Raw genomic sequence first — 14854 nt, forward strand, 5'->3', positions numbered from 1 at the left:
AAGCCGAGCGGCAAGGAGAGATGTCGTGCGCGATTCGGTAACCGTCCACATGGCCGCGCCGCCGGCGCAGGTGTGGGCGCTGGTCAGCGATGTCACCCGGATCGGCGAGTTCAGTCCGGAGACGTTCGAGGCCGAATGGGTCGGCGGGGCAACGGGTCCCGCGGTGGGGGCGAAGTTCCGGGGGCATGTGCGGCGCAACCAGGTGGGGCCGGTGTACTGGACCACCTGCCGGGTCGAGGTGTGCGAGCCCGACCGCGAATTCGCCTTCACCGTCCTCGGGCCCGGCGGAATGAGTATCAACAGGTGGAGTTACCGGCTCGAACCGCGCGACGGTGGCACCGATGTCACCGAGTCGTTCGAACTGGCGGCGATCGCGCCGTTGCGGCTGTACTGGACGGCGCTCGGGTGGGCGCGCGGCCGGCGCAACCACAACGACATGGCCACCACGCTCAACCGGATGAAGATCGCGGTCGAGCACGGCTGAAGCCGGTCCGGCTATCCGGCGAGATCGACACCCAGCACCCGATCCAGTACCCGCGCTCCGCTGTCGGTCAACCGCAGCGTGCGGCGGGCGCCGGCGCGTTCCACCCAGCCCGCGGTTTCCATGCGGGTCAGGACCGCGGCGCCGAGCGCGCCGCTCAGATGATGGCGTTGCTCGCTCCAGTCGACGCAGAAACGCAGCAGCGGGCGGCGCCGGTCACGCGCCGCGTCCAGATCGACGCCCAGCTCGGCGAACAGGGGCTCGGCATTCGGTCCCAGGCGGTACGGGTGATCGGTCATCGGCGCCGAGATCGGATCTCCCTGTGCGCGCGCGGTTCCCGCGACACCGTCGGTCCGGGTCAAGGCCTGCCGATCGAGTAGCGCCTCGGTGACCGCGACGCCCAGTTGCCCGGCGAGGTGGTCGTAGCAGCTGCGGGCCCGGCGCAGCGCCGCCGCGCGAGTGGATTCCCGCGGGGAGCGCACGGGCCGCGTCGGCGCCAGCACGGCCAGCGCTTCGATCGCGGCGCCGACCCGGGAATTCGCGATGCGGTAGTACCGGTGCCGGCCGGATCGCTCGACGGTGAGCAGTCCGCCCTCCACCAACCGGGCCAGATGCTCACTGGCCGTGGACGCCGCGACGCCGGATTCGGCGGCCAGCACCGACGCGGGCAGCGCGCGCCCGTCCGCCAGGCCGATCATCATGCGGGCCCGGGTGGCGTCGGCCAGCAGGGCGCCGACAGCGGCGATATCGGCGTACCCGTGGAGAGGTCGGCGATTGGTCATGACCCGAGTCTGCCGCGACTACACTTCGGTGCCCACCGAATCATCGTCGACCGCAGGACACGACGACATCCGCCGACCGGTCCCCGGCGGGCGGGCGGCGCCGGCTCCGCGACCTTGACTACCGTCCTGGTTCGGCCGACATTGAGGTGGTGCGTGTGCGTGCGGAGGAACTCGATGCGCCGCCGACCGAGGGTTTCGATCCGATCGGAACGGTCGAGATGACGCTGAGCGCGTTCGGCGCCGGCGATATCCACGGCTCGATCGACGAGATCGCGTATGCCGCTGCCGACCTCGGTGGCGAGTACTTCCACGTCACCGACTCCCTGGGCGCGCGGGTCACCGCCGTCGTGTATCGCCGGAGTCGCCGCCGGCGATGGTTCCACCGCCGGACCTGACTCCGCGCCGCCACGGGCGAAGAGCGAAAGAAGCCGCGGGAGAAGCCTGTTCGTCGTCACAAGCTGCTCCGTCGCCGATACTTCGGTCCGAACCGAAGGGTTCCGCACCCACACTGCGGATATGACTTCGACTCCACGGGTGCGCAACCCGGCCGTCATCCTCACGGTGATGTGCGCCGGAATGTTTCTGGTGTTGCTGGATGTGACCATCGTGAATGTCGCGCTGCCCGCGATCGGGCGCGGTCTGCATACGGACGTCGCATCGCTGCAGTGGGTGGTGGACGGATATGTGGTCGCGATCGCGGGACTGCTGCTGGCGGCGGGGACCGTCGGCGATCGGATCGGTCATCGCCGGATGCTGCTGGCCGGATTCACGGTCTTCGGGCTGGCGTCGCTGGCGTGCGCACTGGCTCCGGCGATCGGCGTGCTGATCGCGGCGCGGGTGGTCCAAGGCGTGGGCGGCGCGCTGCTGTTGCCCAGCACCATGGCCGTCATCGTGGACGTCTATCCGGATCGGGCCCGACAGGCGAAGGCGTTGGGTACGTGGGCGGCGGTCTCATCGCTGGCGCTGCCGGCGGGGCCGCTGGTCGGCGGAATACTCGTGGACCGTTTCGGGTGGCGGCCGGTGTTCTGGATCGCGGTGCCGCTGACGATCGCGGCGACCGTCGCGGCGCGGGCCGTGGTACCGGCCGCGCCAGCACGGCGTGGCGGGCGTGTCGATATGGCGGGGCTGACCGGGTTCGTCCTCGGCCTGAGCGCGCTGGTGTTCGCCATCATCTCCGCGGGCCACCACGCGGGGACCGCGGTCGTCGGCACCGCGGCGGTGGTCGCGGTGGGCGCTCTGGCGGGCGCCTACGGCTCGGCGCGGCGCAGCACCCATCCGTTCCTGCCGGTGGACCTGTTGCGGCACAAGGATTTTCTCGCTCCCAATGTCGTGGCCCTGATGATGAACCTGATCTTCAACGGCATCCTTTTCATCGGCATGCTGTATCTGCAGGACACGCTGGGGCGCTCCCCCGTCGCGGCCGGCGTGAGCGTGCTGCCGCTGGCCTTGCCGCTGGTACTGCTGGCGCCGGTATCGGGGCGTTCGACCGCCCGGTACGGGCCGCGCCCGGCGATCGCGATCGGCTGTGCCCTCGCGGCCTGCGGTTCGGCGATGCTGCTGACACTCGACGGCGGCGGTGGAAGCGGCGGACTGCTGCTGAGTTTCACCGTGCTCGGCTGCGGATCCGGCCTCATCACCACATCGGTGGTCGCGGCGACGGTACGCGCCACACCGGCGGACCGGTCCGGGCTGGCGACGGGTGTGTCCAATACCGCCCGGCAGGTCGGAACCGCTTGCGGGGTAGCGATATTCGGTGCGGTTGCCGGATCGCCGACCGGCGCGGGCTTCGTCGGCGCCATCCACGCGCTGGGGATCGGATCTGCGCTCGCGTGGGTGGTGGCGCTGCTGATCACCGTGTTCGCCATCGAAGGCGACGGGTCGCGAACGGCCGAAGCGAGCCGACACAGCCTCACCGACGCGGCCCGCCGCTGAATCCGGTCACCACATCGGCGGACACGCCCGCGCGCGAGCACCCGGAACCCGCACGAGGGCATAGGCTTTCGAAAGGACGTGCGAGACAGCGAAAGGCATGTGGTGACGACCAACCGGATCGAGGAGATACAGGCCGGGCTGCTCGACGACCTGCGCGACAACATCTCCTTCACCTCCGAGCAGATGGCCGACACGCTGGCGGACATGGTCGCGGCCCAGGCCGAGGAACGCCCTCGCGACGGCGAGCTGCTCACCCGCCGGCTCGGGCTCGACGGTGCGCGGCCGGAGACCTTGACGCTGCTGGGCGCCCGTTTCGAACTCTCCCGCGACCGGGTGCGCCAGCTCTACACGCGGGCGGCGGGGCAGCTGCTGCGGCGAGTACAGGCCACCGGCCACCCCGACCCCGCCTTCTTCGCCGGACAGTATCCGGTCGGCTGGGGCGATCAGCGGCTGACGCGCACACTGCTCATCGAAACCTACGTCGGCGATTGCGATATCGCCGCCCAGGATCTGGCATATCTGAAGCTGCGGCTGGCCGGGCATTCGCTGATCGACGCCAAGCGTGTGGCCGGCTTCGTCTATCAGCGCATCGCGGGATGGCAGCAGCGCGGCCGGTGGCATCTCGATCGCCCTCGTGCGGCCGAACCCGCTGCCGGGCAACTGCTTCCGCTGCTGCGGCGGGTGGAATGGCCGAGCGGCGATCCCGACGACCTGCCCGAGTTGCCCATCACGACGGTCGATGCCGACGACGACGCCCGCGGCCATATGTTCGCCGAGAAGCTCGGCCGCGAAACCACATTCGACACCGCGCTGCAGGCCCGGCTGCTGCGCATGCTCGACGACGGTGAACAGGTCGACAGCTACACCGAGCGGCCCACGGCTGTCGACTTCACCGTCGACGGCGTCGCGGACTCCTACTGCCCCACCGTCGGCGCGCGACTGACCGACGGGCGGGTACTGCTGATCGACGTGGTCGCGTTGGGGCAGGTGGGATTACACGCCAACCGGGTACGGCTCGCGGCGGCCCGGGCGCAAGCGCACACCCGCGGGTGGGGCTGGCTGGTGTTCACCGGTAGCCGGCTCGGAGAGCCGGATCTGTTGCGGCACACCGTGTCCGCTCGTTCGGAGAACATCCTCCGCAACCGGATCGCCACCGGCGCCGTGCACTGGTCCGAGTTCCGCGGCCTGGTCGACGAGACCGGCCTGGAGCCGGTGGACCTGATCGCGCTCGTCCTGCGCCACGGCTGGCGCTGGGATCGTGCCCCGTTCCGGCTGAGCGCGTCCTGACCAGTCCTACTTCAGCATGAATCCCGCCACGATGAACGTCACGATCACCAGCATCGCGAAACAGGTCATCAGCTGCCAGTGCAGCACCGCCTCGCGCTGACGCGCGATCCGCACCCGCAGGCCGGCCTCCAGACGGTCGCGGTCGGACAGCCGGCGTTTGACCGCATCCAATTCCCCGGCGACGAGTTCGGCGCGTTCGAGCCGGTGCATCATCTTGTGCATCTGTTTGGCTTTGTCACGAGTCGCCCTGCGCGCCAACGCCAATTCGGTGCGCTGGTCGAGCAGTTCCTGCCGCTGCTGCGCGATCATCATCGCCTGCGCGTGGGTGTGGGCCTCCCAATCGCTCACCGTCGCCCACCCTCTCGTGTCCTCGTCCAGATACCCGCAGGCCAACGTGCCAGCGACCCAACCATCGATGAATTCCCTTATTCCCCACGGGGTTTGCCTGGGGCTGAGGATACCGTCGGAGTCGACGACCAGCCCACCCGACAACGCCCGGTACTCACAGCCGGCGGCGGCGAAATCGTCCACGCCCAGCGCCGGTATCTGACCGATCCAGTATCCGGTCGGGCACAGCCACAACACCTCGTCACAACCCACCGCCTTCAACCGGGCCGTGCGTTTTCGCGCGTGCTCGATCGAGACCGGCGCGCTGCGCACCTCGATAGCGCACAACCGGTTCCCACGCCGCCACAGCAGACCCGGTGTCTGCGCACCCAGCGGTTTGTCCACCTCGGCATCGTCGGCGCCCGCCGCCAGCAGCCTGCCGCGCAACCAGTACTTGAGCCGCTGCACATCCCAGTGACAGTCGCCACATCCGGGTTCGCGACACCGGTCGCCCGCCTGATGTCCACGCGGATTCGGCTCCACCACAGGCAGTTTCACCGGCTCCAGGGGAGCCAGCGTCGTCGTCTGCTGCCTCGCTTCGGCCCGTTCTGTCGTACTCACGCGACCACTCCCCTACCCGTGCACCAGCGGGCCGTGCGGCCCGCTGTATCCAGAGTGCCGCACCGGCCAGGGGGCTACACGTGCCCGTGACCGGTTTCGTTATCCAACCGGGAGCCCGACGTGATCATCGAGTCCGGTGAACTGCGGAATCGCCCGCCGTCGGACAACGGCGTAATCGCGACGTTGCGAAGCCGGAACGTCCGTTGCCGCCCGGGTGGCGCGAGCTCTCAGCTACCGCCGCCGGGCACTCACCCAGTAGGCTGCGCAGATGTTCGACCGCGGATACATTCCTGTATCGACCACCCTGGGGGCCGCCCGCACCGCCAATTCGGTGGCCTTCGCGCTCCAGGGCTTCTTCCTCGCGGTCGTGCTCACCGAACTGCCGCAACAGCGGGATCGGCTCGGGCTCACCGACACCGTCATCCTGGTCGCGGTCGTGATGATCTCCGGCCTGGCCGCCGGCGGCAGCCTGCTCGCCGAGCGGGTGGCGGTGCGCTGGTCGAGCCGGGTGGCGCTGCGGGCCGGGCTGACGCTGATCGCGGTGAGCGGGCTCGCGATCGCGGTCGCTCCGAATATCGTCGTCGATCTGATCGCGCTCGGCTGCTACGGGGTCGCGGTCGGCATGGTCGACGCGGGCACGAATATGCAAGCGGTCTTCATCCAGCACGGGTACGGGCGGTTCGTGCTGTCGTCGTTCTACGCCGCGTGGAGTGCCGGCTCGATTCTGGGCGCACTGTTCGTCTCCGGGTGCGAGAAGGTCGGAATCACGCTGCCCTACGCGGTCACCATCGCCGCCGTGGTGGTCGCGGTGGCGAGTCTGGTGTTCGGGCCGCGACTGCTCGGCGCCGGCCAGGCCGAGGCCGGGCCCACCGACTCGGGCCTTACCCCGGAACCCGTTGCGGCCGTTGCCCTGCGGGCCTATCTCGCCCTCGGAATCGCGATGGCGCTGGTGTTCGCGATCGATCTGGCGGTGGGCAACTGGTCGGCGCTCTACCTCACCGACGATCTGCTGTCCTCGTCGGCGACTGCGGCCCTGGCACTGGCGGCCTACCAGGGCGCCTCGCTGCTCACCCGGCTCAGCGGCGACTGGTGGGTGCGGCGCTACGGCGCACGGGCGGTGGTGCGGGTGGCGGCCGGGATCGGCGTGCTCGGACTGACGCTCGTGGTGGCCGCGCCCGGACCGGGCACCGCGCTGGCCGGATTCCTCATCGCGGGCCTCGGTCTGCCCGTGATCGCGCCGCTGTGTTTCAGTGAGGCCGGTCGACTCACCGAAGGCCGCGGGCTGGACGCGGTGATCGCCCGGCTCAACCTGTTCAATTACGCGGGCACGCTGATCGGCGGCGGCGTGGTCGGTGCGGTCGCCGCCGCGTCGAGTCTGCGGATCGGGTTCGTGATCCCGCTGCTGTTCGCGCTCGTCCTCATCGCGACCGCGCGCTTCTTCCGGCCGCGTCCGGCGCCCGGCGACCTGTCGGCGACGCGCACCGGACATGTTGTACTGGACCCATGACCGAGCAGGAAGTCGTCGTCGACCGCGCCGGACTCTGGGACGCCGAGGAATTGAGCGACGTCGCCACCGCGACGTTTCCCCTGGCCTGCCCGCCGGAGCTGACCGAGGAGAACATCGACACCTTCATCGCCGAGGTGCTGTCCGACGAGCGCTTCGGCGACTATCTGAGCGATCCGCAGCGGATCGTGCTCAAGGCCGTCCTCGGCGGCGACATCGTGGGCTACGCCATGCTCATCTCCGGCGAACCGGTCGATCCCGCCGTCGCCGCCCTGATCGAAGCCCGCCCCGCGCTCGAGATCAGCAAGATGTACGTGATGCCCGGCCATCACGGCAAGGGCGTCTCGACCGCTCTGATGAACGCGGCGGTGGATTACGCCCGCCGTGGCGGATATCCGGTGATCTGGCTCGGTGTGAACCAGCGCAACGAGCGGGCCCAGCGCTTCTACGGCAAGCACGGCTTCCGCCGGATCGGCACCAAGACCTTCACCGTCGGCGACCAGTTGTGCCACGACTTCGTGATGCAGCGAGAGTTGTGAATCCGGCTGTCCCGCAACCGAATTTGATTCGCGTGCCGAAATCTCCGGTCAGGACAGCAGTTTCGCCTTCAATGTCGCGACATCGCCGTCGGTCAGCTTCAATCCGTCGTGCACATAGTTGTCGAAACTGCCGTAGCTCTGATCCACCTGATCGAAGGCGGAATCCAGCGCCGACTGCACGACCCCGTTGACCGCGTCGCCCGCAGCGGCGTCGCGGTAGTAGTTCGACAGCAGGAAGTCGTAGTTCACGGTGTCACGATCGACGCCGAGGATCGTCAGCAGCACGGCGGCAGTCCAGCCGGTGCGATCCTTACCGGCCGAGCAGTGGAACAACACCGGACCATCGCTGCCGGCGATGTCGTGCAGGACTCCGGCGAACGCCTCGCTCGCACCGGGGGCCGTGATGAACGCGCGGTACAGGTCGCTGCCGGCGCTCAGCGTCGACGCCACGACCTGCGGCGGCGCTTGGCCGATCACATCGCGGATGTTCAGCGCCGCCCCCACCGGCACCCGGTCCGGACCCAGCGCGCGCTCGTAGCTCGTACGCAGATCGTCGACGACCCGCAGCCCGCGCGCGGACAGCGCGGCGGAATCCGCGTCGGACAGTTTGCTCAGGTCGGCGGTACGCAACACCAGGCCGGTCCGGACGACGCGGCCGTCGGTGGTGCGGTATCCGCCGATATCGCGGGCATTCTGCACACTCGCCAGATGCAGTGACCGCTTCTCGGTGTTCACCGAGACCGACGAGGGGACCGCGGGCGGGTCGGCGGCGACCGCAACACCGAATGCCGGACCGGTCGCGATCAGGGCGCCGGCGGCGACGGTGGCGGCGAGGCGAATCGAACGATGGGCCATGTCAGCTCCGTTCAGAGGGAAACTGGACAGTCGTCCATGGGGAAATTCGCCTCCCGACAGTACGCCGTACGAACCGGGCTCAGCCCGCCGGGACCTCGAATCGCGACAGCGCCAGCAGGCGCGAGATCGCGCGCAGGTACTTCTTGCGGTAGCCGCCGCCGAGCATCTCCTCGGAAAAGATTTTGTCCAGCGGCGCGCCCGACACGGTGACCGGCGTGCCGGCGTCGTAGAGCCGGTCGGCCAGCACCACCATCCGCAGCGCCACCGCCTGATCGGTGATGGTGTGCACCGCCGAGATATAGACCGACGACACCCCGGCGATCAGCGAACCGTACTTCGACGGATGCAGCGTGCTCAGGTGGGCGAGCAGCGCGTCGAAGTCGTCGAGCGTGGAATTCGGTGTGGCCGCGGCCTTTTCGGACAGCAGCCCCGGATCGGTCGGCTCCGGCGCGGGCGGCAGATCCCGGTGTCGGTAGTCCGGACCGTCGACGCGGACGGCGTCGAACAGCGAACCCAGCTTGCGGATCTCGCGCAGGAAGTCCTGGGCGGCGAACCGGCCCTCGCCCAGCTGATCGGGCAGCGTGTTCGACGTCGCCGCCACCGACACGCCACGGGCGGTCAATTCGGTGAGCAGTCGCGACACGAGCATCGTGTCGCCCGGATCGTCGAGTTCGAATTCGTCGATGCACAGCACGCTGTTGCCGCCCAGGCGTTCCACCGCGTTCGTGAAGCCCAGCGCGCCCACCAGATTGGTGACCTCGCCGAAGGTTCCGAACGACTTCGGACCGGGCGAAGCATGGAAGATCGAGGCCAGCAGGTGCGTCTTGCCGACGCCGAATCCGCCGTCGAGATACAGCCCGGCGCCGTCGACCTGCTTCTTCTTCCCGAACAGGGATTTCTTACCGGCGGCCGCGTGGATCTTGCCGACCCGCGCGGAGAAATCCTCGGCCGCGCGCACGGCGGCGGCCTGGCTCGGCTCCTTGGGGTCGGGAATGTAGGAGGCAAAACTCACCTCGTCGAAGGTGGGCGGGGGCACCATCTGGGCGATGAGTTGATCGGCCGGAACCTCCGGATGACGATCGACGAGGCGTTGTTGCACGCTCGTAGCGTACTGACGTGGTGTGATCGGACCTTATGCAGCGTGTCCCCGATGCGATCCAGTTCACAGCACTGACCACCGACGGTGCCGGCGAGATCACCGACCTGGTTCAGCTCTACACCTATCCGGCGGCCCTGGAGCGGCCGTGGATCCGGGTCAACTTCATCGCCAGCCTCGACGGCGCGGTCACCGTCGACGACCGCTCCGGCGCCCTGGGCCGGCCCGCCGACGCCACCGTCTTCGCCATCCTGCGCGATCTGGCCGACGTGATCGTGGTCGGCGCCGGAACCGCGCGCGTGGAGAACTACGGCGGTGCGCGCACCGACTCCCGGCGCCGGATGCGCTTGCATCATCACGGGCTGGGCGGCGCGCGCGACGGTGCGCCGCCGCCGATCGCGGTCGTGACCGCCAGCGCGGCGCTGGATCCGGCGAGCCGGCTGTTCACCGACACCCAGCGCCCGCCGATGATCCTCACCACCGCCGCGGCCGACGGCGAACGCAAACACCTGCTCGCCGAGACCGGCGCCGAGGTGATCGAGGCCGGGCAGAGCACCGTCACCGCCGCCGACATCCGCCGGGTGCTCGGCGAGCGCGGACTGCTGCGGGTGCTGTGCGAGGGCGGGCCGTCGCTGTTCGGTGAACTGATCGGCGCGAGCGCGGTCGACGAGTTGTGCCTGACCGTCTCGCCGCTGCTGGTCGGCGGTACGGCGGGCCGAATCGCGGTGTCGCCCACCGCCTTGCCGACCCCGATGAGCCTGCGCCACGCGCTGATCGACGACGACGGCACGGTGCTGACGCGGTGGGAACGCAGCCGCACCCGAGGCTGAAACGGCGCACCGGACCTGGCAGGCTGTAGCGCATGCGTTGGACTCGCGCCGCTCTGCTGGCATCGTCGCTGACGATTCTGCTGACCACCGCCTGTGGTGCCGGGCCGTCGCAGCGGCCGGGCGTCGCGGTGGAACAGCCGCACGGCGGCTCGGGTCCGGCCCCCAGCACCAGCGCCGCGCCGGCGCCGCCACCGCAGGCACAGGTCCCCAAAACCGATCTCGCCTGGCACGATTGCGCGGCACCCACCTTCGCCCTCCTGGGGACCGGGGCTCCACCGGCCGGAGTCGAACTCGATTGCGCGGAGTTCTCGGCGCCGATCGATTCCGGTGGCACCGTCCTGGGCACCTTCCGGATCGCCGCGGTCCGCGCGCGCACACCGCAGACGCCCGCCGACGCCGCGCCGCTGGTGGTGACCTCCGGCGGTGACCGTTCCTCCACCGCGACCGTCGCGGGCCTGGTGTCCGGACCGGGTGCGGCGATTCTGGCGAGCCGGCCGGTGGTGGGGGTGGACCGGCGCGGCATCGGCAGCTCACAGCCCATCGACTGCCTGCCCGACGACACCCGGCAGGGACTGGCCGACAACGCACAGTTCGCGCCCGGCGGCGGCGACCGGGTGGACGCGGTGGCGACACTGAGCCAGAACGCCACCATCGCCTGCCAGGACTTCCTGCAGCCCTATCAGGGCACCTTCGACGCCCCGCACGCCGCCGACGACATCGAACAGCTGCGCAAGCAGTGGCAGGTCGACCACATCGATCTACTGGGCACCGGGAACGGCACGCGGGTGGCGCTGAGTTACGCCGCCAAATTCGGTGACCGGCTGGCCCGGCTGGTGCTCGATTCGCCGGAACCGGCGAACACCGACGCGGTGACCCGGACCGAACAGCAGATCAAGGGCGCGGAAGCGGCGCTGACCGGGTTCGCCCGCCGCTGCGCCGATCTCCGATGCTCGCTCGGCGCGGATCCGCGCGCCGCGATCACCGATCTGATCAACCGGGCGGGAGCGGGACAACTCGGCACAGTCTCGGCCTCGGCGCTGACCACCACGATCACCGCGTTCCTCGGCGATCCGCGCGCGGATCAGGCCGCGCACACCAGCGAACTCGCCGACGCGCTGTCGGCGGCCGGACGCGGCGATCAGGGAGCTTTGCAGGCTCTGGTCACCCGGGAGGCGGCAGCGGTGGGAGCCGACGGACAGTTCGTCTCCCGGTGTAGCGACGACCAGCAGCCCGCCACCCCCGACCGCGCCAAGCAGCTCGAAATCGACTGGGCCGCCAAATATCCCGCCTTCGGTAAGACCGCGGCGGCCGGGCTGATGGAATGTTCGGCGTGGCCCGTGGCGCAGGCGCCGCGACTGCCGGACAAATTCACGCTGCCCGTGCTGGTGCTGGGCACGACCGCCGATCCCGTCGTCGGCGGGGACGGGCGGTCCTCGGTCACCGGCGCGCTGGGTGCGGCCGGTGCACGCACGTCCACCGTGCAGTGGCAGGGCTGGGGGCATCCGGTGTTCACCCATTCGGGCTGCGCGCAGCAGAACATCGTCGGCTACCTGAAGGACGGCACGCTGCCCGCCGACGGCACCGCCTGCCCGGCCTGAGGTGATCGTGCGGGGGCGCACGAAGTGGCGCGGCACACACCCGGCGAAAGCGGTCTCCGGCGCGGCCGACGGCGGGTCCGCGCAACCATCGTCCAGGTTTCCGGTGTACCGTGCCCCAGTGTTCCTTCGTCAGCTCGAGCCGCGCACCGCTCGCACCACCGCCGAAGTGTTCAACTTCGCACTGTGGCCGTTTGCGATCCTCACAGTGCTGCATCAGGTCATCGTCAAAGGGACCAACTTCTCCATCACCGACGATTTCGCGCCGGTCTACAAGGCCTCGCTGGCCTTCCTCAACGGACGCGCCATCTACGGCGAGAACTTCGACCTGGTCGACCCGCACTACCTGTACCCGCCCAGCGGCACCCTGCTGATCGCGCCGCTGGCGCTGATCGACCCGGAGAAATCGCGCTGGTGCTTCATCGCGCTCAACGCGGTGGCGATCATCCTGGCCTGGTATCTGCTGCTGCGGCTGTTCAAGTATTCGACGAGATCGGTGGCCGCGCCGCTGCTGCTGTTGCTGATGTTCGCCTCCGAAACCGTCATGAACACACTGGGTTTCGGCAATGTCAACGGCTGCCTGCTGCTGGGCGAGGTGCTGTTCATCCATTTGCTGTTGCAGCGGCGCGACCTGCTGGCCGGACTGGTCATGGGACTCACGATCGCGGTCAAGCCGACGCTGGCCCCGATGCTCCTGATACCGCTGGCACGTCGCCAGTGGCAGGTCTTCATCACCGCACTCGGCGTGCCCGCGGTGCTGATGGCGGTCGCGTGGCCGCTGACCAAGGATCCGATGGACTTCGTCCACCGCACGCTGCCCTATCTGCTCAAATCGCGCGACTACTTCAACAGCGCGATCGTGGGCAATGCCGAGTACTACGGACTGCCGGTGTGGCTCACCTGGAGTATGCGCATCGTGCTCGGTGTGCTGGTGCTGATCTCGCTGTGGCTGCTGTACCGGTACTGCCTCGACGACGAGCTGTTCTTCGCCTGTACCACCGCCGGCATCATTCTGATCGCGTCCTGGCTGCTGTCGGGTCTGGGACAGCAGTACTACTCGATGATGCTGTTCCCGTTCCTGATGACCGTGGTGCTGCGTAATTCCGTGCTGCGGAACTGGCCGGCCTGGCTGGCGATCTTCGGGTTCATGACCTACGACAAATGGTTGCTCGACCACTGGCAGAGCACCGGGCGCGCGTTCGAGTACCTGCGAGTCACCTTCGGCTGGGCGCTGTTGCTGATCGTGACGTTCTGCGTCCTCGGCGACCGGTACCTCACGGCGCGGCGCGAGGGCCGGCTGGATTCGGGCATCGAGCCGGCGTTCCTGCTGCCGGAGGCGACCACGACTCCCGCCGCTCCCGCCGAGCCGGCGCCGCGGATCGAGCGCCACGAACCGGTGCCCGATGACGAGACGCTGGATCCGGCGCCTCAGTCCGAGGCGGGCGCACTGCGCTGACCTGCGATGATCCGGCGCGGCCCGGTAGTGGTCGGGCGGCGCCACTAGACTCGCGTCATGAGCTCACAGGATGGTTCGCCCGCGACCTCATCGCTTCCGGCACCCAAGATCGAGCTGAGTCCGCAGCAATGGCGGGCGCGGCTGACCCCGCAGGAGTACGCGGTGCTGCGCGAAGCGGGCACCGAACGCGCCTTCACCGGTGAATACACCGATACCGAAACCACGGGAGTCTACAGCTGCCGGGCCTGCGGCGCGGAATTGTTCCGCAGCACCGAGAAGTTTCATTCGCACTGCGGATGGCCGTCCTTCTTCGATCCGGCCGATTCCGATGCGGTGATTCTGCGGGCCGACGATTCGCTGGGGATGCGCCGGGTCGAGGTGTTGTGCGCCAACTGCCACAGCCACCTCGGGCACGTCTTCGAGGGCGAGGGTTATCCGACACCGACCGACAAGCGGTATTGCATCAACTCGATCGCGCTGCGCCTGCACCCCTCGGACGACACGGCGGGCTGATCGCGACAGATGGAGGGTTCGAGCCCGCCGGGGTTCGAACCCACTGTCCGAATACCGGATGCGATCCGCCGACCGCTGCGGATCGCGCGCCGAGCAGGCGCGCGACCGAGCTGACGGGAAGACTGTACGGCTCGGCCGCCTGCCGGGCACGCCCCGAGTTCCGGGGGCACCGGCGGATCTCGCGGCTCAGGGCAGGGCGTTCACCAGCTGTTCGACGTCCACGCGCGGGCCGCTGAAGAACGGAATCTCCTCGCGCACGTGGTTGCGGGCGTCGGTGGCACGCAGATCGCGCATCAGGTCGACGATGCGGTGCAGTTCCGGGGCCTCGAAGGCGAGGATCCACTCGTAGTCGCCGAGGGCGAACGAGGCCACCGTATTGGCCCGCACGTCCGGATAGGAGCGGGCCTGCTTGCCGTGGTCGGCGAGCATGCGGCGACGCTCCTCGTCGGGCAGCAGGTACCAGTCGTAGGAGCGCACGAACGGGTAGACGCAGATGTAGTTGCCCGGATCCTCCCCGGCCAGAAAGGCCGGGATGTGGCTCTTGTTGAACTCCGCCGGGCGGTGCAGAGCGGCGTTGCTCCACACCGGCGTGCTCGCACGGCCCAGATCGGTGGTGCGGCGGAAATCGGCGTAGGCCGCCTGCAGATCCTCGATCCGCTCGGCATGCCACCAGATCATGAAATCGGCGTCGGCGCGCAGGCCCGCCACGTCGTAGAGACCGCGGACCACCACGCCGCGCTCCTCGAGCGAGTCGAAGAACTCCCGCGCCTGCTTGACCACGGTGTCGCGCTGATCTCCCAGCACTCCGGGTTTGACCTGGAACACCGAGAACATCAGATACCGGATGGTCGAATTGAGAGCTTGGTAATCGAGTCGCGCCATAGCGTCCATCGTGCCACTGAGCGCTGTCAGACCGGACGGCCGGACCCCGTGTTCTGCGGCACGACAACGGTCGTGGGGTCACGCGGATCCGCCGGTCGCCGTCGCACGGAGCACTCGGAACGGGCCGAGCCACCCCGCTGGAACGCGGCGACCG

At 69.1% G+C, this 14854-nt stretch carries 15 protein-coding genes; 10 read left to right on the top strand and 5 right to left on the bottom strand.

What is annotated here, in order from left to right:
* Positions 1-25: 25 nt before the first annotated feature.
* Positions 26-484 (top strand): SRPBCC family protein, encoded by a 459-nt coding sequence (locus NMI01S_RS17630; RefSeq protein ID WP_157126230.1) that lies wholly within the window; start codon positions 26-28, stop codon positions 482-484.
* An 11-nt stretch (positions 485-495) separates the two neighbouring features.
* Here NMI01S_RS17630 and NMI01S_RS17635 read toward each other — a convergent pair whose 3' ends face one another.
* A complete protein-coding gene (locus NMI01S_RS17635) occupies positions 496-1263 on the bottom strand; it encodes an ArsR/SmtB family transcription factor (protein ID WP_062998480.1) in 768 nt (255 codons plus the stop codon).
* Positions 1264-1412: 149 nt separating this feature from the next.
* On the opposite strand from NMI01S_RS17635, the gene NMI01S_RS17640 reads away from it, so the two are divergent.
* From NMI01S_RS17640 to NMI01S_RS17650, 3 genes are all read left to right on the top strand, one after another.
* Positions 1413-1658: a hypothetical protein gene (locus tag NMI01S_RS17640; RefSeq protein WP_157126231.1), complete on the top strand. Its 246-nt coding sequence runs from the start codon at positions 1413-1415 to the stop codon at positions 1656-1658.
* Positions 1659-1779: 121 nt separating this feature from the next.
* Positions 1780-3195 carry an MFS transporter gene (locus NMI01S_RS17645; protein ID WP_063920763.1) on the top strand — a complete coding sequence of 472 codons (1416 nt, stop codon included), beginning with the start codon at positions 1780-1782 and terminating at the stop codon, positions 3193-3195.
* A 102-nt stretch (positions 3196-3297) separates the two neighbouring features.
* Entirely contained in the window at positions 3298-4482 is a 1185-nt protein-coding gene (locus NMI01S_RS17650; protein ID WP_063920781.1) for a hypothetical protein, read from the top strand.
* A 6-nt stretch (positions 4483-4488) separates the two neighbouring features.
* On the opposite strand, the gene NMI01S_RS17655 is transcribed toward NMI01S_RS17650, so the two are convergent.
* Complete coding sequence (locus NMI01S_RS17655) at positions 4489-5430, bottom strand: hypothetical protein (RefSeq protein WP_157126232.1); 942 nt, start codon at positions 5428-5430, stop codon at positions 4489-4491.
* A gap of 268 nt (positions 5431-5698) precedes the next feature.
* Here NMI01S_RS17655 and NMI01S_RS17660 point away from each other — a divergent pair, with 268 nt between their 5' ends.
* Entirely contained in the window at positions 5699-6937 is a 1239-nt protein-coding gene (locus NMI01S_RS17660; RefSeq protein ID WP_062998486.1) for an MFS transporter, read from the top strand.
* Positions 6934-7473 (top strand): GNAT family N-acetyltransferase, encoded by a 540-nt coding sequence (locus NMI01S_RS17665; protein WP_062998488.1) that lies wholly within the window; start codon positions 6934-6936, stop codon positions 7471-7473. The genes NMI01S_RS17660 and NMI01S_RS17665 overlap by 4 nt, the downstream gene beginning before the upstream one ends.
* Positions 7474-7521: 48 nt before the next feature.
* Here the strand turns inward: NMI01S_RS17665 and NMI01S_RS17670 are convergent, their stop codons facing one another.
* Both NMI01S_RS17670 and zapE read right to left on the bottom strand, forming a co-directional pair.
* Entirely contained in the window at positions 7522-8328 is an 807-nt protein-coding gene (locus tag NMI01S_RS17670) for a tyrosine-protein phosphatase (RefSeq protein WP_062998490.1), read from the bottom strand.
* Positions 8329-8407: 79 nt separating this feature from the next.
* Positions 8408-9427 (bottom strand): cell division protein ZapE, encoded by a 1020-nt coding sequence (gene zapE, locus NMI01S_RS17675; RefSeq protein WP_062998492.1) that lies wholly within the window; start codon positions 9425-9427, stop codon positions 8408-8410.
* Positions 9428-9462: 35 nt separating this feature from the next.
* On the opposite strand from zapE, the gene NMI01S_RS17680 reads away from it, so the two are divergent.
* From NMI01S_RS17680 to msrB, 4 genes are all read left to right on the top strand, one after another.
* Positions 9463-10254: a pyrimidine reductase family protein gene (locus NMI01S_RS17680; RefSeq protein WP_062998494.1), complete on the top strand. Its 792-nt coding sequence runs from the start codon at positions 9463-9465 to the stop codon at positions 10252-10254.
* Positions 10255-10286: 32 nt separating this feature from the next.
* The gene (locus NMI01S_RS17685) at positions 10287-11852 is read left to right on the top strand and encodes an alpha/beta hydrolase (protein ID WP_062998496.1); all 1566 of its coding nucleotides are present in this window, start codon (positions 10287-10289) and stop codon (positions 11850-11852) included.
* A gap of 118 nt (positions 11853-11970) precedes the next feature.
* The gene (locus NMI01S_RS17690) at positions 11971-13305 is read left to right on the top strand and encodes a glycosyltransferase family 87 protein (protein ID WP_245716909.1); all 1335 of its coding nucleotides are present in this window, start codon (positions 11971-11973) and stop codon (positions 13303-13305) included.
* A gap of 57 nt (positions 13306-13362) precedes the next feature.
* Positions 13363-13818 (top strand): peptide-methionine (R)-S-oxide reductase MsrB, encoded by a 456-nt coding sequence (gene msrB, locus NMI01S_RS17695; protein ID WP_062998498.1) that lies wholly within the window; start codon positions 13363-13365, stop codon positions 13816-13818.
* A 186-nt stretch (positions 13819-14004) separates the two neighbouring features.
* Here the strand turns inward: msrB and hemQ are convergent, their stop codons facing one another.
* Positions 14005-14700: a hydrogen peroxide-dependent heme synthase gene (hemQ, locus tag NMI01S_RS17700; protein WP_062998500.1), complete on the bottom strand. Its 696-nt coding sequence runs from the start codon at positions 14698-14700 to the stop codon at positions 14005-14007.
* Positions 14701-14854: the final 154 nt, after the last annotated feature.

The organism is Nocardia mikamii NBRC 108933, assembly GCF_001613505.1.
Lineage (GTDB): Bacteria > Actinomycetota > Actinomycetes > Mycobacteriales > Mycobacteriaceae > Nocardia > Nocardia mikamii.

Bases quoted from the DNA above. Each gene is read 5' to 3' on its own strand.
- NMI01S_RS17635 (WP_062998480.1), bottom strand. From the start codon at position 1,263: ATGACCAATCGCCGACCTCTCCACGGGTACGCCGATATCGCCGCTGTC.
- NMI01S_RS17645 (WP_063920763.1), top strand. From the start codon at position 1,780: ATGACTTCGACTCCACGGGTGCGCAACCCGGCCGTCATCCTCACGGTG.
- NMI01S_RS17660 (WP_062998486.1), top strand. From the start codon at position 5,699: ATGTTCGACCGCGGATACATTCCTGTATCGACCACCCTGGGGGCCGCC.
- NMI01S_RS17665 (WP_062998488.1), top strand. From the start codon at position 6,934: ATGACCGAGCAGGAAGTCGTCGTCGACCGCGCCGGACTCTGGGACGCC.
- NMI01S_RS17670 (WP_062998490.1), bottom strand. From the start codon at position 8,328: ATGGCCCATCGTTCGATTCGCCTCGCCGCCACCGTCGCCGCCGGCGCC.
- NMI01S_RS17680 (WP_062998494.1), top strand. From the start codon at position 9,463: ATGCAGCGTGTCCCCGATGCGATCCAGTTCACAGCACTGACCACCGAC.
- NMI01S_RS17685 (WP_062998496.1), top strand. From the start codon at position 10,287: ATGCGTTGGACTCGCGCCGCTCTGCTGGCATCGTCGCTGACGATTCTG.
- msrB (WP_062998498.1), top strand. From the start codon at position 13,363: ATGAGCTCACAGGATGGTTCGCCCGCGACCTCATCGCTTCCGGCACCC.
- hemQ (WP_062998500.1), bottom strand. From the start codon at position 14,700: ATGGCGCGACTCGATTACCAAGCTCTCAATTCGACCATCCGGTATCTG.